Origin of the sequence: Cryobacterium zongtaii (assembly GCF_002909375.1) — a bacterium.
Classification (GTDB): domain Bacteria; phylum Actinomycetota; class Actinomycetes; order Actinomycetales; family Microbacteriaceae; genus Cryobacterium; species Cryobacterium zongtaii.
In genome coordinates this window covers 348,466-367,158 of record NZ_PPXD01000005.1, presented here as the reverse complement: position 1 = coordinate 367,158, position 18,693 = coordinate 348,466, and the positions used below count along the sequence as shown (strand labels likewise).

Annotated in this window: 14 protein-coding genes; 10 read left to right on the top strand and 4 right to left on the bottom strand. The window is 70.0% G+C overall.

What is annotated here, in order from left to right; genetic code table 11:
- Positions 1 to 57 precede the first annotated feature (57 nt).
- The 5 genes from C3B61_RS03975 to C3B61_RS03955 all read left to right on the top strand — a co-directional run bounded on the left by C3B61_RS03975 (position 58) and on the right by C3B61_RS03955 (position 8,187).
- Positions 58 to 1,038 carry an AAA family ATPase gene (locus tag C3B61_RS03975; RefSeq protein ID WP_103459661.1) on the top strand — a complete coding sequence of 327 codons (981 nt, stop codon included), beginning with the start codon at positions 58 to 60 and terminating at the stop codon, positions 1,036 to 1,038.
- Complete coding sequence (locus tag C3B61_RS03970) at positions 1,028 to 2,200, top strand: DUF58 domain-containing protein (RefSeq protein WP_103459619.1); 1,173 nt, start codon at positions 1,028 to 1,030, stop codon at positions 2,198 to 2,200. The genes C3B61_RS03975 and C3B61_RS03970 overlap by 11 nt, the downstream gene beginning before the upstream one ends.
- A complete protein-coding gene (locus tag C3B61_RS03965) occupies positions 2,197 to 4,527 on the top strand; it encodes a transglutaminase domain-containing protein (protein ID WP_103459618.1) in 2,331 nt (776 codons plus the stop codon). The genes C3B61_RS03970 and C3B61_RS03965 overlap by 4 nt, the downstream gene beginning before the upstream one ends.
- Positions 4,524 to 5,129, top strand: coding sequence for an FHA domain-containing protein (locus C3B61_RS03960; protein ID WP_103459617.1), 606 nt, complete (start codon positions 4,524 to 4,526; stop codon positions 5,127 to 5,129). Before C3B61_RS03965 ends, C3B61_RS03960 begins: the two co-directional genes overlap by 4 nt.
- 97 nt (positions 5,130 to 5,226) lie before the next feature.
- Entirely contained in the window at positions 5,227 to 8,187 is a 2,961-nt protein-coding gene (locus C3B61_RS03955; RefSeq protein ID WP_103459616.1) for an FtsK/SpoIIIE domain-containing protein, read from the top strand.
- An 18-nt stretch (positions 8,188 to 8,205) separates the two neighbouring features.
- On the opposite strand, the gene ald is transcribed toward C3B61_RS03955, so the two are convergent.
- Positions 8,206 to 9,321 (bottom strand): alanine dehydrogenase, encoded by a 1,116-nt coding sequence (gene ald, locus C3B61_RS03950; protein ID WP_103459615.1) that lies wholly within the window; start codon positions 9,319 to 9,321, stop codon positions 8,206 to 8,208.
- Positions 9,322 to 9,578: 257 nt separating this feature from the next.
- Between ald and C3B61_RS03945 the strand changes: the two genes are divergently transcribed.
- From C3B61_RS03945 to C3B61_RS03930, 4 genes are read left to right on the top strand one after another with little or no spacing between them, the layout of a single operon-like run.
- On the top strand, positions 9,579 to 10,793 hold the full coding sequence (locus C3B61_RS03945; RefSeq protein WP_103459614.1) for a polyamine ABC transporter substrate-binding protein: 1,215 nt from the start codon (positions 9,579 to 9,581) through the stop codon (positions 10,791 to 10,793).
- 3 nt (positions 10,794 to 10,796) lie between these two features.
- A complete protein-coding gene (locus C3B61_RS03940) occupies positions 10,797 to 11,999 on the top strand; it encodes an ABC transporter ATP-binding protein (protein WP_088455476.1) in 1,203 nt (400 codons plus the stop codon).
- Positions 12,000 to 12,917, top strand: coding sequence for an ABC transporter permease (locus C3B61_RS03935; RefSeq protein WP_103459613.1), 918 nt, complete (start codon positions 12,000 to 12,002; stop codon positions 12,915 to 12,917). It abuts the gene before it with no gap.
- On the top strand, positions 12,914 to 13,723 hold the full coding sequence (locus tag C3B61_RS03930; RefSeq protein ID WP_240632393.1) for an ABC transporter permease: 810 nt from the start codon (positions 12,914 to 12,916) through the stop codon (positions 13,721 to 13,723). Before C3B61_RS03935 ends, C3B61_RS03930 begins: the two co-directional genes overlap by 4 nt.
- Here the strand turns inward: C3B61_RS03930 and C3B61_RS03925 are convergent.
- A complete protein-coding gene (locus C3B61_RS03925) occupies positions 13,720 to 15,423 on the bottom strand; it encodes a BCCT family transporter (protein ID WP_103459612.1) in 1,704 nt (567 codons plus the stop codon). The two genes, C3B61_RS03930 and C3B61_RS03925, sit on opposite strands and share 4 nt — an antisense overlap.
- Before the next feature lie 129 nt (positions 15,424 to 15,552).
- Here C3B61_RS03925 and C3B61_RS03920 point away from each other — a divergent pair, with 129 nt between their 5' ends.
- A complete protein-coding gene (locus C3B61_RS03920) occupies positions 15,553 to 16,182 on the top strand; it encodes a cob(I)yrinic acid a,c-diamide adenosyltransferase (RefSeq protein WP_103459611.1) in 630 nt (209 codons plus the stop codon).
- On the opposite strand, the gene C3B61_RS03915 is transcribed toward C3B61_RS03920, so the two are convergent.
- Together C3B61_RS03915 and gabT are read right to left on the bottom strand one after the other, a co-directional pair.
- Entirely contained in the window at positions 16,179 to 17,219 is a 1,041-nt protein-coding gene (locus tag C3B61_RS03915) for an asparaginase (RefSeq protein ID WP_103459610.1), read from the bottom strand. The two genes, C3B61_RS03920 and C3B61_RS03915, sit on opposite strands and share 4 nt — an antisense overlap.
- A 2-nt stretch (positions 17,220 to 17,221) precedes the next feature.
- Positions 17,222 to 18,604 carry a 4-aminobutyrate--2-oxoglutarate transaminase gene (gene gabT / locus C3B61_RS03910; protein ID WP_088455481.1) on the bottom strand — a complete coding sequence of 461 codons (1,383 nt, stop codon included), beginning with the start codon at positions 18,602 to 18,604 and terminating at the stop codon, positions 17,222 to 17,224.
- Positions 18,605 to 18,693: the final 89 nt, after the last annotated feature.

Below are 18,693 nucleotides of genomic sequence, written 5' to 3'. Positions count from 1 at the left end.
CTGACCCCCGATCGTGTGAGCCCAGGCCAGCCGGGCGCCCGCCGCGACGCCGACCTGATGAGCATCGAGGAAGCCGGTCAGTTCGCGACCCTGTTCGACAGGCTGGTGCGCGGCGTCGAGGAGGTCGTGCTGGGCAAGCAGCACGTCATCAGGCTGGCGTTCACCGCCCTGTTCAGTGAGGGCCACCTGCTCCTGGAGGACGTTCCCGGCACCGGGAAGACCTCACTGGCCCGTGCCATCGCGCAGAGCGTGCGCGGCACCAGCAACCGGGTGCAGTTCACTCCCGACCTGCTGCCGGGCGACATCACCGGCGTGAGCATCTTCGACCAGCGAACGGCCACCTTCGAATTCCACCGCGGACCGGTGTTCGCCAACATCGTGCTGGCCGACGAGATCAACCGGGCCAGCCCCAAGACCCAGGCCGCACTGCTCGAGGTGATGGAGGAGGGCCAGGTCACCGTTGACGGTGTCACCCACAGGGTGGCGGGCCCGTTCATGGTGATCGCGACCCAGAACCCCATCGAGCAGGCCGGCACCTACAGGCTTCCGGAGGCCCAGCTGGACAGGTTCCTGATGAAGACCTCGATCGGCTACCCCGACCACGCGGCCACCGTGCGCATTCTGGAAGGCGCCGGCCGGCGCGCCCACGACGGCCGCCTGGCGCCGGTGCTCTCGGCCGAGTCCGTCGTCGAAGTGGCGGCGCTGGCCCGCACCGTGTTCGTCGACGCGACCATCAACGACTACGTCGCCCGACTCGTCGACGCCACCCGCACCAGCCCGGAGGTCCGCCTGGGCGCCAGCGTGCGGGGTGCCCTCGCGCTCATCCGCACCGCCAAGACCTACGCGGCCTCCCAGGGCCGCCACTACGTGACCCCCGACGATGTGAAGGCGCTCGCCGAACCCGTGCTCGCGCACCGGCTGCTGCTGGACGCGGAGGCCGAATTCGACGGGGTCAGCGCGTCGAGCGTGATCGGCCGGATCCTGGTCGAGACGCCGCCGCCGCGCAGCGGGGAGGACCAGAGGCCGGATGTCCTCTAGACGAACCCGGCTGCTCCAGGCCGTCACACCGCTCGGCTGGGGCGTCGCCGGATGCGCGGCGGCACTTCTCGGCGCCGGCTACGGCCTGGGCTGGGCCGAACTCACCGCGATCGGCTGGGCGGCCGCCGTCCTGGTGGTCGGCGCGCTCGCGCACCTGCTCGGCCAGAGCGGCCACCACATCACGTTGACCCTGCCCGTCGAGAGGGTCGTCGCGGGGGAGCGGGTGCCCGGACAGGTCGACGTGCACAACCCGACCGGCCGGCGTCTGGCCGCCGTGACGGTTCAGGTACCGGTGGGCGCCGGGCTGGCCGAATTCCCGATGCCGTCCCTGGCCGCCCGAGCCGGCATCAACGAGGTGTTCGTGGTTCCCGCCGAACGCCGGGGCATCATCCCGATCGGGCCCGTGCACACAGTGCGGGCCGATCCGGTGGGGTTGGTGCGGCTGGAGACGGTGCTCGCCCAGCGGATCGACCTCTACGTGCACCCGCGCACCATCGCCATCCCCAGCATGAGCCAGGGCTTCGTGCGCGACCTCGAGGGTCAACCCACCCGCGACCTCACCGCCAGCGACGTGGCGTTCCACGCGCTGCGCGAGTATCAGAGCGGCGACGAGCGGCGCAGCATCCACTGGAAGAGCACCGCCAAGACCGGCCGGCTCATGGTGCGCCAATACGAGCAGACCCGCCGCAGTCACCTGCTCGTGGCCCTGAGCCTGGCCACGGGCGACTTCGCCGACGACGAGGAATTCGAGCTCGCCGTCAGCGCGGCCGGCTCGCTGGGCATCCGGGCGATCCGTGATGCACGCACGGTGTCGGTGCTGGCCAGCTCGCGCCAGCTCAGCACGCTCACCCCCACCCGGCTGCTCGACGACCTGAGCGGCGTCGACCTGGCGCCAGACGCCGACGGCGTCCGCGCACTGTCCAGGCGGGCCGCCGCCGCGGTCGACGGGCTGTCGGTGGCGTTCCTGCTCTGCGGATCTGCGACGCCGTTGGCCGCACTGCGTGCCTCCGCGGCGGGATTCCCGCTCGGAGTCGAGGTGGTCGCCGTCGTCTGCGAGCCAGGGGCCCGCCCGGGCCTCCGCCGGGCCGGCGGACTGAGCCTGCTCACCATCGGCTTCCTCGACGACCTGCAGCACAGCCTGGCCCGGGGGGCCGCCGCATGAGCGTGCGCTTCATCATCGGCAACACCGTGGCCCTGTTGGCGGCCACCGGTGTGGCCGCCGCCGCCCTGTGGCCGATTTACCAGACCGGCGCCTTCGTGCTGCTCGTCGCCGTCGCCGCGGTGCTCGGCTGCGGCATCGCCCTCGTCGGCACCGCGTTCCGCTGGCCGGCCTGGGTGGTCGGCCTCGCGACCATCGGCGGCTATCTCCTCGTCGGGGTTCCGCTGGCCGTGCCCGGCCGAGCCCTCTACGGGGTGCTGCCGAGCCTGGCCGGCCTCGCCGAGCTGGTGCCGGCCACGGCGCTCGGCTGGAAGCAACTCGTGACCATCGTGCTGCCGGTCGGGTCGTACCAGGCTCTGCTGGTGCCCGCGCTGATCCTGGTGCTACTCAGCAGCGTCACCGGGCTCTCGGTGGCCCTCCGCAGCCGGGCCGCGGAACCGGCCCTGCTGGCGCCGGTGCTGCTGTTCGTGGCCGGCATCGCACTCGGCCCCAGCCAGGCCACGGCGCCCACCCTGCTGGGCCTCACGCTGTTCGCCGTGCTGGTGCTCTGGCTGCTCTGGCTGAACCTGGAACGCCGCCGGGGTCGCCTGCTGGTGTCGGCGACCGCGGCGCGGCTGCCGGCGGCCGACCGGCGGATGGGCGCGGCCCGGTCCGTGGTCGTCGCGGCTCTCGGGCTGACGGTGGCGGTCCTGGCCGGCACCGTCGCCGCCGTCGCCCTGCCGCCCACCGCGGCCAGGGACGTGCTGCGCACCCGGGTGGTGGCGCCTTTCGACGCCCGCGCCTACCCGAGTCCGCTGTCCGCGTTCCGCAACTACCAGCAGCCGGACCTCGCCGACACCGTGCTCTTCGAGGTCGAGGGGCTCCCGGCCGGCGGGCGCATCCGGCTGGCGACCCTCGACGACTACGACGGGGTGGTGTATTCGGTGGGCACCGCGGATGCGGCGGGGCCGGACTCCGGCACCTTCACCAGGCTGCCCTACCGTCTCGACCAGAGTGCCGTGCGCGGCGACGAGGTCTCCCTGTCGGTGTCGATCCGGGAGTACGACGGCGTCTGGGTGCCCGGCGTCGGAGCGTTGGAACAGATCGAGTTCACCGGCGCCACCGCGGCCGCCCGCCAGGAGTCGTTCGTGTACAACGACCTCGGTGGCACCGCCGCCGTGGTCACCGGCCTGGAGGAGGGCGACAGCTACACCAGCACCGCCGTCGTGCCCACTCTCGTCGGTGACCTGGCAGATGCCCGGCCCGGCTCCGCGGTCCTACCGCCCGCCGCGGTGCTGCCCGACGGCCTCGAAGAGACCCTGGCCGGTGTCCTGCGGCCGGGCGACACACCGGGCCAGAGCCTGCAGGCCGTGCTCGACTTCCTGGCCACGACCGGATACGTCAGCCACGGCACCGCCGGGGAACCCGTCAGCCGGTCCGGGCACGGTGTTGACCGCATCGACGAGCTGCTGCAGGACCAGCCGATGCTCGGCGATGGCGAACAATACGCGGTCACGGCGGCTCTGATGGCCCGGCAGATCGGCTTTCCGGCGCGGGTGGTGGTGGGCTTTGTACCCGCCGCGGAGGGAGCTACCGCCCCGGTGACCGGCGCCGACGCCTCGGCGTGGATCGAGGTGCAGACCCAGGCCGACGGCTGGGTGGCGCTGGATCCCAACCCGCCCGTCCGGGAGATCCCGGCCCGCCAACCCGACGACCCCGCTCCGATCTCCCGCCCGCAGACCGTGCTGCCCCCGCCGGTGCCGGAGACCGCCGAACAACCCGAGCCCAGCCAGCCGGAAAGCCAGACCACCGACCCGCCCGCCGCTGCCGACCCGTTCTGGGCTGTGGTCAGGCTGATCGTGAGCATAGCGGCCTGGTCCCTGCTCGGGATCGGCCTTCTCGCTGCACCGTTGCTCGGCATCGTTATCGCCAAGTGGCGGCGTCGCCGACAGCGCCGTCTGGCCCACCGGCCGATCGACCGCATCGTGGGTGGCTGGCGGGAATTCGCCGACAGCGTGACCGATCACGGCCTGTTCGTGCCGCCCCTGGCGACCCGCACCGAGCTGGCCCGATCCGTCGGCGGAGTGCGCGCTCTCTGGCTGGCCCGGGAGGTGGACCGGGCCGTCTTCGCTCCCGACGGGGCGGCGCAGATCGACCCTGACGGCATCTGGGTGTCGGTGCGGGAGCTGCAGAACGGCCTGCGGGCCGGACTCAACCGTCGGGACCGCCTGCGCGCGGTCATCTCGGTGCGGTCATTCGGTCGCTACGCTAAGAGAACTGCCGGGCGGGATGGCCGGCGCAGGCGCAGGCTGTGGGGAGCTCGCGAGAGCACGAAGGGACCGGGTCAGTGAACTGCCAAATTTGCGGGGCGCACCTGCCAGAAGGCGCAATGTTCTGCGGCGGCTGCGGCAGCTCGACCTCGGCGACCCCCATCACCCGCAAGCGCGCCGACCCGCGCCCCAGCGACACCACCATTATCCAGCCGCTCGCACCCCGCACCACGGTGATCTCGGTGCCGTGGTGGCCGGCGGGTGACGGCCCTGCCGATGACCAGCCGGCCGATGGCGGGCCCCCGACCGTTCGCCCCGCCGGCGCTCACGCGGCGGCACCGGCCGAGAAGTCGGAGCCCGCACGGTACACCCTGCAGTTCAGCACCGGCGAAACCGTTTCGGTGCGCGGCAGCGGTCTCATCGGCCGCCGCCCGCTGCCCCAGCCGTCGGAACAGTTCGACCACCTGATCCAAATCACCGACCTGGGCATGTCGGTGTCCAAGAGCCACCTCGAATTCGGCCAGCACGACGGCGAGTTCTGGGTCAACGACAGGTTCTCCGGCAACGGCACCGTCGTGCGGCGGGCGCCGGCGCCGGCGCTGCGCTGCGAGCCGGGCCGGCGGTATCTGGTGGGCCGGGGTGCCAGGGTCGAGATCGGCGACCAGTTCTTCATGGTGCTCTAAGGCCTCGCCCCTCCTCCACACCCCGGTCGGTTCCCGCGTTCTGCACCGGGACCGCCGCATCGGTCGTCCCGGCCGGCCGTTCGGGTGTGCTGGAGACATGACCGTCGCCCCCGAGCCGCCTACCATCGACCCGATCCGGCTGCCGACCCCGCCCGTGCCACCCGGACGCCCCGGCTTTCCGCTCATCGCCTGCGTGGCACCCCTGATTGCCGCCGGACTGATCTGGGCGATCACCGGATCGGCGCTGGTGCTCGTCTTCGCGGTCCTCAGCCCCATCATCGCCGTCGCGGGGCTCGTCGACGGGCGCCGGTCCGGATCTCGGCAACGCCGCAGGGACGCCGCCGGCTACGCGACCCGGATGGCCGAGGCGGAGGATACCGTCGACCAGAGCCTCGCCCGGCTGCGGCGCGATGCCTGGCGTGCCGCACCCGCGGCGCACCGGATGCTCGGCGACGCCCACGACCCGACCCGCTGGGCCGATCCGGCGACGGCCGCTCTGGTGCTCGGGGCCGGACCGGTCCCCAGTGGCCTGCGCCTGGAGGGCGGCGCCAACGCCGAGCAGCGCGAGTTGCGGGCCAGGGCGGCGATCCTGACCGGCGCCCCCATCATCGTGGACCCGGCCGGCAGCATCGGGCTGGTCGGACCCGGCCTGGTCGTCAGGTCGCTGGCCCGCAGCCTGGTGGTGCAACTGGTCGGCCAGCTCAGCCCCCGCGCCCTGGGCATCCGGATTCCGGCCGGCGACGACTGGGCCTGGGCGGCCGGCCTCCCGCACCGGTCGGCGGTGTCCCCGGCCCGGTGGCTCACGATCACCGGGGGCACGCCAGCCGGCCCGGCCCGGCCCGGTCAGTCCGGTCCGTCCGGGGGATCCGACACCGATTTCCGGATCGCGCTCGCCGAAACCGGCGCCGCTCTCCCGCCAGGGTGCGCGACCATCGTGCGGGTGGACGGGGCGAGCGAAGCTGAACTCGTGCGGCTGGGAGGGAGTCCGGCCGCGCTGCACTTCGTGCCGCACCTGGTGGCTGAACAGCAGACCGCTGGATTCGGTGCGATGCTCCGCCGTGCGGCCGAGGCGGCCGGCGTGGTCGACTCGGGGGACGCGCTGCCGGAGACCGTCGCCTTCGCACCGTTATGTTCTCAGTGGGCCACTGACCCCGATGGGGGAGCCGACCACCCCCTCGATACGCCGGCCGGCCTCGCCTGCGTCATCGGGGTGGGGGAGCGGGGACCCCTGAGTGTGGACCTCGTGGCCGATGGGCCGCACGCCCTCGTGGGCGGCACGACGGGCAGCGGCAAGAGCGAACTCCTGGTGACCTGGGTGGCAGCGCTGGCCGCCCGGTATCCGCCGAGCCAGGTCACCTTCCTGCTCGTCGACTTCAAGGGCGGGGCGGCATTCGACTTCGTGCGGGAGCTGCCGCACTGCGTGGGGCTGATCACCGATCTCGACGACCGCAAGGCGCTCAGGGCCCTGGGCAGCCTCGCCGCTGAGCTGCGGCACCGGGAACGGGTGCTCCGTGACGCCGGCGGCCGTGACATCACCGACCCGCGCAGCGCCGGGCGTCTGTCGCGCCTGATCATCGTGATCGACGAATTCGCCACCATGCTGGACGCCTTTCCCACGCTGCACGCCCAGTTCGTGGACATCGCCGCCCGGGGCCGGTCGTTGGGCGTGCACCTGGTGCTGTGCACGCAGCGACCCGTCGGCGTGGCGCGTGACGCCCTGCTGGCCAATTGCAGTCTGCGGCTCTCGCTACGGGTGAACAACGCCGCCGACAGCCTGGCCGTGATCGGGTCGGATGCCGCCGCCCGGATCGACGCCGGCCGGCCTGGCCGATGCGTGGTGCGCAGCGGGTCGGCGCCCGCGCAAACCTGCCAGGTGGCCACGACGACCCACGCCGACATCCAGGCGGTCCTGAACGGCGCACCTGCTTCCGCAGACCCGCCGCGGCGGCCCTGGCTGGACCCGCTCCCTCGGCTGGTCACGCCGGCCCAGGTCGCCGCGCTCGCCGCCGAGGGTCCGCCGCCGCCGTTCGTGCTGGGACTGATCGATGAGCCGGAGCAGCAGCGCTACGCCGTGGCCGGGTACGACCCACGGGCCGACGGGCACCTGCTGGTGGTGGGAGGTGCGGGAACGGGTAAGTCGACACTGCTGGCCGCGATCGCCGCCCAGGCCCCGCATCGGATCGACCTCATCCCGGCCGATGTCGAGGGCACTTGGGACGCCCTGGTGCGGGCGAGGGCCGCACTGGACGGCCCGGCCGGCCTTGCACCGGCGGGTGGCCGGCGACACGACGCCGGGCCGGAAAGCCGGCTGCTGCTCTTCGATGACATCGACGCCGTGCTCGCCCGGTGGGGCGAAGAACACCGTGCGGCAGCCGTCGACCTTCTCACCGGACTCCTTCGTGACGGCGGCCAGGGTGGGCTGCACCTCGTGGTCACCGGGCAACGGCTCACCGGGACGCTGCAGGCCCTGCCCGCCCTGTGCCAGAGCCGCCTGGTGCTGCGGCTGCCCAGCGTGTACGAGCACCAGGCTGTGGGAGAACCGGCAGCGAGCTACGACGAAACCGTGCCGCCAGGGGGCGGGCGCTGGCGGGGTGCGCGCATCCAGCTGATGCTCGCCGAGCCCGCCGGGCACGGTTACGAGCCGGCCGTCGTCCCGTCCGCGCTGGACGACACCAGCGCGTCCACCCGTGTGCTGCTCGTTGTCGCGGGGTCCGCCGCACGAACCGCCGCAGCCATCCGGGCTGCCGCTTCGCCGGCCTTCCCGCACGTCGTTCTGCTCGGCGCGCACCCGTCGGTCGGACCCCGGGAGGATCGCCTGGTGGTCTCCGACGTCGCCGCCGGCACCGTGCTGGTGGGCGACGCAGACACCTGGCAGGCGCACTGGTCGCTGCTGACCGGGTTGCGCGGCGTGGCTCCGCTGGTCTTCGACGGCGCCAGCCTGGCCGACTTCCGCCTGCTGACCCGCCGGCGCGACCTGCCGCCGCCGCTGGCTCCGGCCGGTTCGCGGGGCTGGCTGCTGCGCCCTGACGGCACCGTGCACAGGGTCACGGTGCCGTAGGTCGGGGCAGGCAGCCGCCTACGCGAGCACCTCGGCGAGGGGCCGGAACGGCAACGTGTTGGCGGCGGCGACCGGCGCGTTCGTCAGAACACCGGCGTGGGTGTTCAATCCCAGCGCCAGCGCGGCGTCGAAGCGAAGAGCCTCGAGCCAGCCGAGGTTCGCGATCGCCCGCACGTAGGGCAGGGTGGCGTTGGTGAGGGCGTAGGTTGACGTGCTCGGCACCGCCCCCGGCATGTTGGCCACGCAGTAGAACAGCGACCCGTGCACGGTGAAGGTGGGCTCGGTGTGTGTGGTGGCGTGGGTGTCGGTGAAGCAGCCGCCCTGGTCGACGGCGATGTCCACGAGAACGCTGCCCGGCTTCATCCGCGACACCAGCTCGTTGCTGACCAGTTTGGGCGCCTTGGCGCCCGGGATCAGCACGGACCCGATCACCAGGTCGGACTGCACGAGCGCCGTGTCGATCTCGAACGCGTTCGACGCGATGGTCTTCACCCGCCCGTAGTACAGGGCATCCAGTTCGCGGAGACGGAAGAGGTTGGTGTCCAAAACCGTGACCTCGGCGCCCAGGCCGATTGCCACCTGCATGGCGGCGGTTCCGGCGACCCCGCCGCCGAGAATCGTGACCCTGGCCGGGTGAGTGCCCGGCACACCCGGCACGAGCAGGCCGGGCCCGCCGTTGGGCTTGAGCATGGCGTTCGCGCCGACGATCGGAGCCAGCCGGCCGGCGACCTCGCTCATGGGCGCCAACAGGGGCAGTGCCCGGCTGGGCAGCTGCACGGTCTCGTAGGCGATGCCGGTGACCCCGGCCGTCAGGAGCGCCTGGGTGAGGCCGGCCTCCGCGGCCAGGTGCAGGTAGGTGAAGAGCACGAGATCGGGCCTGAAGTAGCCGTACTCGCTGGGCACGGGCTCCTTCACCTTGAGCAGTAACTCGGCCCCGGCCCAGGTGGATGCGGCGTCAGGCATGATCGTGGCTCCGGCGGAGCGGTACTGCGCGTCCGTGATCGATGAGCCGACGCCCGCACCGGTCTCGACGAGCACCTCGTGCCCGTGGAGCACCAGGTCGTGGACGCCGGCAGGGGTGATCGCGACCCTGAACTCGTTGTTTTTGATCTCGCGGGGGACTGCAACTCGCATGACGCTCCTGAGCCTGGTGGGGACAGTCTGGTGGGGGCCAGCCTGGGAGCAGCCTACTGTGGCTGGATCGTCGATCCCGAACGCAACGACCGAGCGACAGCGACGAAATCGGTTGAAAATTGCAGGAATGTTAACGTTTTGATCATTTTATGGCGCGTTCGGTGTCGACTGTGCCACTATCGGTCCACTCGTCACGCAGCGGGCCGGGGCGTTCCCGACGCCTTTCGACGCCGCTGAAGAATGCAAGGAGACCGTCCATGTCGCCCAGGCCGATGCCCGCAGACCCGATGATCCAGCAGCTCGTCCGCCAGGCCAGGCAGGCCCAGCTGGGCCGGCGCACGCTCCTCACCGGCGCGGGGGCAGGAGCGGCGGCACTGGCGCTCGCCGCGTGTTCGACCGGCAGTGCGGCGCAACCGACAGCGGCGGCCGACGCGTCCGAGAGCGAGAAGACGCTGCGCTGGGACAACTGGGCGCTGTACATCGATGTGGACGACGCCGGGGACTACCCGACCCTGGCTGCCTTCACCGCCGAGACCGGCATCACGGTGAACTACACCGAGGCCGTGGACGACAACAACACCTACTACGGCAAGGTCAAAGACCAACTCGCCCTCGGCAAGGACATCGGCGCCGACACCGTCTGCCTGACCGACTGGATGGTCGGCCGGCTCGCCAGGTTCGGCTACCTGCAGGAACTCGACCACGCGAACATCCCCAACCTGACCAACCTGCTGCCCACCCTCAAGGACGTGGACTTCGACCCCGGCCGGGCGCTGTCGGTGCCGTGGCAGGGCGGCTTCGCGGGCATCTGCTGGAACAAGGAGAAGCTCCCCGGCGGCATCGGCTCGGTCGAGGAGTTGTGGAACACTCCCGAGCTCAAGGGCCGTGTCGGCGTGCTTTCCGAGATGCGCGACACCATGGGCCTGATCATGCTCGATGCGGGCGTCGACATCGCCGGCGACTGGGGCGACGACGAGTTCACCGCCGCGATCGACGTGCTCAAGAAGCAGGTCAGTGACGGCCAGGTGCGCAACATCAAGGGCAACTCCTACAAAGAAGATCTCGTCAACGGCGACAGCCTCGCGGCCATCGTCTGGTCGGGCGACATCGTGCAACTCAATGCCGAGAACGGCGACAAGTGGGGCTTCGTGGTACCGGAGAAGGGCGGCACCATCTGGAACGACAACTTCGTGGTGCCGATCGGTTCAGCGCACAAGGCCAACGCCGAAGCCCTGATCAACTACTACTACGACCCGGCCGTCGCCGCCGAGGTCGCCGCGTACGTGAACTACATCACCCCCGTCGCCGGCGCCAGGGAGGCGGCCATGGAGATCGACCCCGAGCTCGCCGAGAACCCGCTGATCTTCCCCGATGACGCCACCCTCGCCAAGGCCAAGGTGTTCCGCACCCTCACCGGCGCCGAGGAACAAACCTACGGCGCGCAGTTCCAGAGCATCCTGCTGGGAGCCTGAACCGTGCCAAGCGGCGCGTTCGCCGACCGGGGTGCCGACCTCGAGCTGGTCGGCATCCAGAAACGCTTCCCCGGCTTCACCGCCATCGAACACCTGGACCTCGTCATTCCCGCCGGCTCGTTCTTCGCCCTGCTCGGCCCGTCGGGCTGCGGCAAGACCACCACCCTGCGCCTGGTGGCCGGACTGGAAGACCCCACCGGCGGCCGCATCCTGATCGGCGGAACTGACGTCACCGCCCAAAAGGCCTACCAGCGGCCGGTGAACACCGTCTTCCAGAGTTACGCGCTCTTCCCGCACATGACGGTGCTCGAAAACGTGGCCTTCGGGCTGCGACGGCGCCAGATCACGGATGCCCTCGGCAAGGCGCATGAGGCGCTCCGGCTGGTCGAACTGGACCACCTGGCCGCGCGCAAGCCCGTGCAACTCTCCGGCGGCCAGCAACAGCGGGTGGCGCTGGCCCGGGCGATCGTGAATCGGCCCGCGCTGTTGTTGCTCGACGAGCCGCTCGGTGCGCTGGACCTCAAGCTGCGCCGGCAGATGCAACTTGAGCTCAAGACCATCCAGGAGGAGGTCGGTCTCACGTTCCTGCATGTCACCCACGACCAGGAGGAGGCCATGACCATGGCCGACACCATCGCGGTCATGAACAAGGGCCGGATCGAGCAGCTGGGCGCGCCGGAGCAGCTCTACGAGCTACCCCGGACCGCGTTCGTGGCGAACTTCCTCGGCCAGTCCAACCTCTTCACCGGGCCCGTGGTGGGGGAGACCAGCACGTCCATCGCCGTGGACATCGCCGGTCGCAGCATCGTGGTGCCCAAGACCCGCTCGCACCGCCACGCCGGCGACGTCACCATCGGGGTGCGCCCGGAGAAACTCACCCTGCACCGGGACAAACCGGTCCACGACTCCGGCCACAATGTGATGGGCCCGGGCCGGGTGACGGATGTGTCCTTCACCGGTGTGAGCACCCAATACCTCGTGAGCGTGCCCGGCGTCGGTGTCCTGATCGTCTTCGAACAGAACCGTTCCTTCGGGCCGGTCGAGGGCGAAGGGGACGAGGTATGGGTGACCTGGAACGTCGAGCACGGCTTCGGCCTCGACGACGACCCCGTCGCACCGGACCCCAGGTTCGTCGCCGACACCAGCACCAAGAGCATCGCCGCACAGCGTCGCGCCGCTCTCGTCACGGAGCTCGAGGAGGCCTAGATGGCCTTCGCCGCGTTCGCCAGCACGGCCGCCCCGCCAACGGATGCGCCGCCGCGCCGCCGCAGTCCGGTGGCGCTGCTCCTGCTGCTGCCGGGCATCCTCTATCTGGTGTTGTTCTTCCTGGCTCCGCTGGTGGCGCTGATCCTCACCTCGCTGCAGGCGCCGAGCGAGTTCGGTGACATCGGCATGTACAGTTACGCGTTCCGCTGGGAGAACTACGTCGAGGTGATCGGCCAGTACTGGCCGCACATCCTGCGCTCGTTCGGCTATGCGCTCATCGCCACGGTCCTGGCGCTGCTGTTCAGCTACCCGCTGGCGTACTTCATCGGCGTCACGGCCCGGCGCTGGCCGCTGCTGCAGAGCCTGATGCTGGTGCTCGTGATCGCACCGTTCTTCATCAGCTTCCTGCTGCGCACGCTGGCCTGGAAGCAGCTGCTCTCCGACGAATCGTTCCTCGTCACCTCGCTGAAGGCCGTCTCGCTGCTGGCCCCGGACGCCCATCTCACCGGCACCGCGTTCTCGGTGATCTTCGGCCTGACCTACAACTTCATCCCGTTCATGACCCTGCCGCTCTACACCACCCTGGAGCGGCTGGACCTGCGCTACCTCGAGGCCGGCAACGACCTGTACGCCAGCGGGTTCCACACCTTCCGCACCGTCACCATCCCGCTGTCGATGCCCGGCATCGTGGCGGGTACCCTGCTCACCTTCATCCCCGCAGCCGGCGACTACATCAATGCCAGTCGCGACTTCCTCGGCGGGGCGGACACCCAGATGATCGGCAACGTGATCGAGGCCAACTTCCTGGTGCTGCTGAACTATCCCGCGGCGGCATCGCTGTCGATCATCCTGATGACCGTGATCCTCGTGATCGTGGGCGTCTACGTGAAGAGAAGCGGAACCGAGGAGCTCTTGTGAGTCGTCTCTCGCTCGGCAAGTGGCTGCTGCCGCTGTACACGGCGCTCGCGCTGATCTTCCTGATGGTGCCGATCGTGTACACCTTCATCTTTTCGTTTAACGACTCGCTGAAGTCCAACATCACCTGGCGCGGCTTCACCCTCGACAAATGGCTGAACGTCTGCGCGGTGCAGAACGGCGCCGTGTGCCAGGCCTTCGGCAACAGCCTGATCATCGGTCTGGCAGCCACGCTGATCGCCACGACCCTCGGCACCATGATTGCGATCGCCCTGGTGCGCTACAGATTCAGGTTTCGCTCCAGTACCAGCCTGTTGCTGTTCCTGCCGATGGCGACCCCCGAGGTGGTGCTCGGTGCCGGGCTGGCCGCGCAGTTTCTCTCGCTCGGCGTGCCCAAGGACATGCTCACGATCATCCTGGCGCACACGATGTTCTGCATCAGCTTCGTGGTCGTGACGGTGAAGGCCCGCGTCGCCGGCCTGGACCCGGCGCTCGAGGAGGCCGGCCGGGACCTGTACGGCTCGCCAGGCCAGGTGTTCGCCCGGATCACCTTCCCGCTGCTGCTGCCGGGAATCCTCGCCGCCGCGCTGCTGTCGTTCGCGCTGAGCTTCGACGACTTCATCATCACCAATTTCAACTCCGGGGCCGTGACCACCTTCCCGAAGTACATCTACATTTCGGCGTCGCGGGGCATCCCGGCGGAGGCCAACGTGATCGCGTCTGCGGTGTTCATCCTGGCGCTGGTGATTGTCGTGACCGCGCAGGTGTCCGCCGCAGCCCGGGCCAAGCGACAAGCCCGCCTCGGTTAGCCGGACCTGTCGCCGGGTGGCGGCGGCGAGGCATCCGGTGGCGGGCCGTCGCCGTCGGTGGCCGGCCGAGTGAACGGCACCGAACCGAGCACCTCCGACGAGGTGCGCACCGGCCCGAGGGTGCGCTGGCGCAACGGGTCGCGGCGCAGGTCGACATACAGCGATACGCACAGGCCCACGATGATCACCACGAACGGGCTCGCCGCCAGGATCGTGAAGGTCTGCAGAGCGCCCAGCCCGCCCACGAACAACAGCACCGCGGCGACGGCGCCGGTGAGCACCGCCCAGAAGATAACCAGGGGCTTCCAGGGCTCCTTGCGGCCGCGACTCGAGAGCGTCCCGAGCACGAGGGCACCGGCATCCGCCCCGCTGACGAAGAACACCGCGGTGAGCACCATCACCACCAGGGCCGAGCCGATGAAGAACGGGTATTGCTGCAGTGCCGCGAAGAACCCCGCCGCCTCGCTGCCGGTGCCGGCGATGTCGACACCGTTCAGTTGCAAGTGCAGCCCGGCCCCGCCGAAGACCACGAACCAGAGGATACTGACCGCCGTCGGCACCAGGAGCACCCCGAGAACGAACTCGCGAATGGTGCGGCCGCGGGAGATCCTGGCGATGAACGTGCCCACGAACGGGGTCCAGGAGATCCACCAGGCCCAGTAGAAGATCGTCCAACTGGCCAGCCAGTCGCTGCCGCCGAACACCGCCGAGTGGAAGCTCATGGGAACAAGGTCGGCCAGGTATGCACCGATGGCCGACGGCAGCGGATTCAGGATGAACACGGTCGGTCCGACCACGAAGACGAACAGCACGAGCACGGCGGAGAGCACCATGTTCGTGTTGCTGAGCCATTTGATCCCCTTCGCGAGGCCGCTCGCGGCGGAGAACACCACACCCACGGTCAGCACGCAGATGATGATGATCGGCAGGGCGGTGCCCGGGTCGTCGGAGAACGTGCCGGTGCTCAGCAACGAGATCCCAGCGGCGATCTGCAGGGCGCCGAGTCCGAGCGAGGTCGCCGACCCGAACTTGGTGCAGATGATCGCCAGGATGTCGATCGGCTTGCCCCAGCCCTTGGTCTCGATCCGGTCCTTGCCGAAAATGGCCTGGAACGGGGCGCTCATCAGGTTGCCGCGGCCCATCCGGTAGGTCGAGTACGCCAGGGCCAGGCCCACCACCGAGTAAATGGCCCAGGGGTGCAGTCCCCAGTGGAAAAATGTGTACGCCATGGCCGCGTTGGCGGCATCCGGGCTGTTCGGTGCCGCGTCGACGAAGGGCGGCGGCGACGCCAAATGGGTGACCGGTTCAAAGACGCCGTAGAACATCAGGCCGATTCCCATGCCGGCGCTGAACATCATCGACACCCAGGAGAGCGTCGAGAACTCGGTGCCCTGCCCTTCCCGTGAGAGCGGGATGCTGCCGTACCGGCCGAAGGCCAGCACCAGCGCGAAGATGACGAAGCCCGACGCCCCGAGAATGAACAGCCAGCCCAGGTTGCCGGTGACCCAGCCCAGAGCGGATGCGGCGGCGTCGCCCACGGTCTGGGTGAACAGCACCCCGAGCAGGCAGACCACCACGATGATGCCTGCGGAGACGCCGAAGACGGTTTTGTCGACGGTGGCCCAGCCGGTGCGGGCGGGTTCGCTGACCGCGTCGCCGAGCGCGGCCTCGATGCTGTCGTCTGAAGGGTCCTTGGACATGTCCGTCCTCGCTGATCGAACACTCGTCGATCGATGCTCGGTGCGAACAGGTGTGAGAAGCGCAAAAAACCTGCTCGCGACGTCCCTCAACGCTACGCGGATGCGGGGGACATTACTATAGTTGCCGCTATGGCTGATCTCGACGATCTCGAAACTGCCGGACCGGCGCTGTACACCGGGAGGGGGGATTCGGGGCGCACCACCTTCGGGCGGCACGGCGACGTCGCCAAGACCGACGTGCGCGTCGCCGCCTACGAAGACTGCGATGAGGCCAACGCTGCCGTGAGCGTGGTGATGGCCGTGGGTAACCTCCCGATCGAGGTGACGTCCACCCTCGCCAGCGTGCAGAACGACCTGTTCGATCTGGTCGCCGACCTCGCCGTACCGCTGGACGACCCACGTGCCGTGAGCGCACGAATCAGCGAATCGCACCTCACCCGCCTCGAACGCGCCGTCGACCATTTCGAGCAGCAGGCCACCGATCTCAGCGGCTTCGTGCTTCCCGGCGGCACCGTCGCCGCGTCGCTGCTCTATCAGGCGCGGGCCGTCGTGCGCCGCGCCGAACGCACGGTTTGGGCCGCCGTGGAAGCGCACCCCACGACGGTCAACCCGCTGTGCGCGCGCTATCTGAACCGGCTATCGACCCTGATGTTCGTGCTGGCCAGGGGTGCGAACGCCGAGCACGGTGACGTGCAGTGGGTGCCGGGGGCGTCGTCGCTGGCGATGGCGCAGGAAGCCGACGAGACTGAGCGTCCCTAGACGTAGCTGGCGCGGATCTGGCCGATCGGCTGGCCACCACCGTGCACGGCGACCTTCAGTTCGGGGATGATCGCATCGATGTCGGCTCGAGGCACCGCGCCGGCATCCGCCAACAGGCTCAGCGCGACGACGGTGGCCGCGCGCAGGTTGCCGTCGAGGATCTTCAACGCCACCGTGGTGCCGTTCTCGGCCGAGGCCACCATGATGCCCTCTGCCCCGCCCTTGACGAACAGACCCAGGCGCTCGATCGCGATCGAGTCCGGCAATCCGGGTCCGGCGATCACCCAGCCGTTTTCCCGTACCGCCTCGGCCAGGAACCCGGCCTCGCGGTAGATGGCGAACGGTGAGCTGGACTTCGACGTGGCGATACGGGCGATGCCGCGGGCCAGGGCCGTCAATGACAGTGCGTGCACCGGGGCGCCGCAGCCGTCGACGCCTGTCGCGGCCGGACGCTCGCCGGTGAACCGCTCGACGACGTCGAGAATGCGCTTCTGCAGGGGATGTTCGGTGTCCAGGTACCCGGTGACCGGCCAGTGATTCTGCACACAGGCAACGAGCATCGCCGCGTGCTTGCCCGAGCAGTCCGAGTAGATCGGGGCGGGGCCGGCGCCCTGGCGCACCAGGGAGTCGCGGGTACCCGAGTCGCCCGGCCAGGTGGGCGTGCAGCCGAGGTCGGCTTCCGAGAGCCCGGCGCGGGCCAACAGGCCCCGCACGAGGTCGGTGTGCTTCTGGGTGCCGGAGTGGCTGGACGTGGCGATCGCGGCATCCTCACCGCGCAGCACCACGCCGCTGGCCATCACCGCGATGGCCTGGAACGGCTTCATCGACGAGCGCGGGAACACCGGGGCGTTCACGTCGCCGAGGGCGCGCAGAACGGCGCCGTCACTGCCGAGCACGACGGCGGCGCCCGCGTGGCGGGACTCGATGAAGCCGGAGCGTTCCACGACGGCGAGTTCGACGGCGTCGATGACTTCGATGGTGCCTGAGGTGGAGGGCGCTGCGGCACCGAAGGCGGCAGGAGAGGTCGACGTGGTCACGATTACAGCGTCGCCATCGCGTCGTCGATGACCGACAGGGCGTCGGTCAGCAGGGCATCCGTCACGGCCAGGCTGGGCAGGAATCGCAGCACGTTGCCGTAGGTGCCGGCCGTGAGCAGCAGCACGCCGTGCTGCGCCGCGTAGGCGGCGATCGCGGTGACCGCGGCGGCGTTGGGCGCCTTGGTCGTGGTCTGGGTGCCGGGCTGCACGAGCTCGATGGCGATCATGGCGCCACGGCCGCGGATGTCGCCGATGATGTCGTGCTTGTCGGCCAAGGCGGTCAGGCCGGCGCGGAGGGTCTTCTCGATGCGCTGGCCCTCGGCGAGGAGGTTGTTGTTCTCGATCGCCTCGAATACCGCGATCGCGGCGGCGCAGGCGACGGGGTTGCCGCCGAAGGTGCCGCCGAGCCCGCCGGGCTGCGACGCGTCGAGGATCTCGGCGCGGCCGGTCACGGCGGCCAGGGGCATGCCGCCGGCGATGCCCTTGGCGATCAGCACCAGGTCGGGCTCCCAGCCGAAGTGCTCACTGGCGAAGTAGGCGCCGGTGCGAGCCATGCCGCTCTGGATCTCGTCGGCGATCATCACGACGCCGTTCGCGGTGCACCATTCCTGCAGCAGCGGCAGGTAACCCTCGGCGGGAACCATGAAGCCACCCTCACCCTGGATGGGTTCCACGACCAGGCAGGCCAGGTCGCTGGCGCCGATGACCTTCTCCAGGTACGCGATGGTGCGGGCGGCGGCTTCGGCGCCGCTGAGGCCGTCGTGATACGGGTACGAACTGGGGGCGTGGTAGACGTCGCCGGCCAGCGGGCCGTAGCCGGTGGCGTACGGGGCGGCCTTGTAGTTCATCGCCATGGTGAGCACGGTGCGGCCGTGGTACGCGTGGTCGAGCACGGCCACGGCGCGGCGGCCGGTGTACTTGCGGGCGATCTTCACGCCGTTTTCCACGGCTTCGGCGCCCGAGTTGATCAGCACGGTCTTCTTGGCGAAGCTGCCGGGGGTGTGCGCGGCGAGCAGCTCGGCGACGCGCACATACTCTTCGTACGGCGTGATGGTGAACAGGGTGTGCACGAAGTCGTTCAGCTGGCCGGTCGCGGCGGCGACGACGCTGGTTTCCGAGTGGCCGACCGTGGTCACGCCGATGCCGGCGCCCAGATCGATGAACTGGTTGTCGTCGAGGTCGACGATGATCGCGCCGCTGGCCTTCTTGATGTAGACCGGCAGAGCGGAGCTGACGCCGGTGGAGACCGCGGCGAGGCGTCGCTGGTGCATCTCCGTGGATCGCGGGCCGGGGATGGCCGTCACGATCTTGCGTTCCTGGGTCACCGTGTAGACCGGGGACGAGGGGGTGGATGCGGCAGCGGAATCAGTCAGCGTGTCAGTCATGATCGCGCCAGTTTACCGCCCGCACCAGCGAGCAGCCGGGCCATTCCCTGCGAGAATTACCAGTAAGCGTGAAACCCGAAGGAGACGCC

What these genes read in the sequence shown, in the direction of transcription:
- gabT (WP_088455481.1), bottom strand. Translation starts at nt 18,604, where the DNA reads ATGACTGACACGCTGACTGATTCCGCTGCCGCATCCACCCCCTCGTCC.
- C3B61_RS03970 (WP_103459619.1), top strand. Translation starts at nt 1,028, where the DNA reads ATGTCCTCTAGACGAACCCGGCTGCTCCAGGCCGTCACACCGCTCGGC.
- C3B61_RS03945 (WP_103459614.1), top strand. Translation starts at nt 9,579, where the DNA reads ATGTCGCCCAGGCCGATGCCCGCAGACCCGATGATCCAGCAGCTCGTC.
- C3B61_RS03920 (WP_103459611.1), top strand. Translation starts at nt 15,553, where the DNA reads ATGGCTGATCTCGACGATCTCGAAACTGCCGGACCGGCGCTGTACACC.
- C3B61_RS03925 (WP_103459612.1), bottom strand. Translation starts at nt 15,423, where the DNA reads ATGTCCAAGGACCCTTCAGACGACAGCATCGAGGCCGCGCTCGGCGAC.
- C3B61_RS03965 (WP_103459618.1), top strand. Translation starts at nt 2,197, where the DNA reads ATGAGCGTGCGCTTCATCATCGGCAACACCGTGGCCCTGTTGGCGGCC.
- ald (WP_103459615.1), bottom strand. Translation starts at nt 9,321, where the DNA reads ATGCGAGTTGCAGTCCCCCGCGAGATCAAAAACAACGAGTTCAGGGTC.
- C3B61_RS03955 (WP_103459616.1), top strand. Translation starts at nt 5,227, where the DNA reads ATGACCGTCGCCCCCGAGCCGCCTACCATCGACCCGATCCGGCTGCCG.
- C3B61_RS03975 (WP_103459661.1), top strand. Translation starts at nt 58, where the DNA reads ATGAGCATCGAGGAAGCCGGTCAGTTCGCGACCCTGTTCGACAGGCTG.
- C3B61_RS03935 (WP_103459613.1), top strand. Translation starts at nt 12,000, where the DNA reads ATGGCCTTCGCCGCGTTCGCCAGCACGGCCGCCCCGCCAACGGATGCG.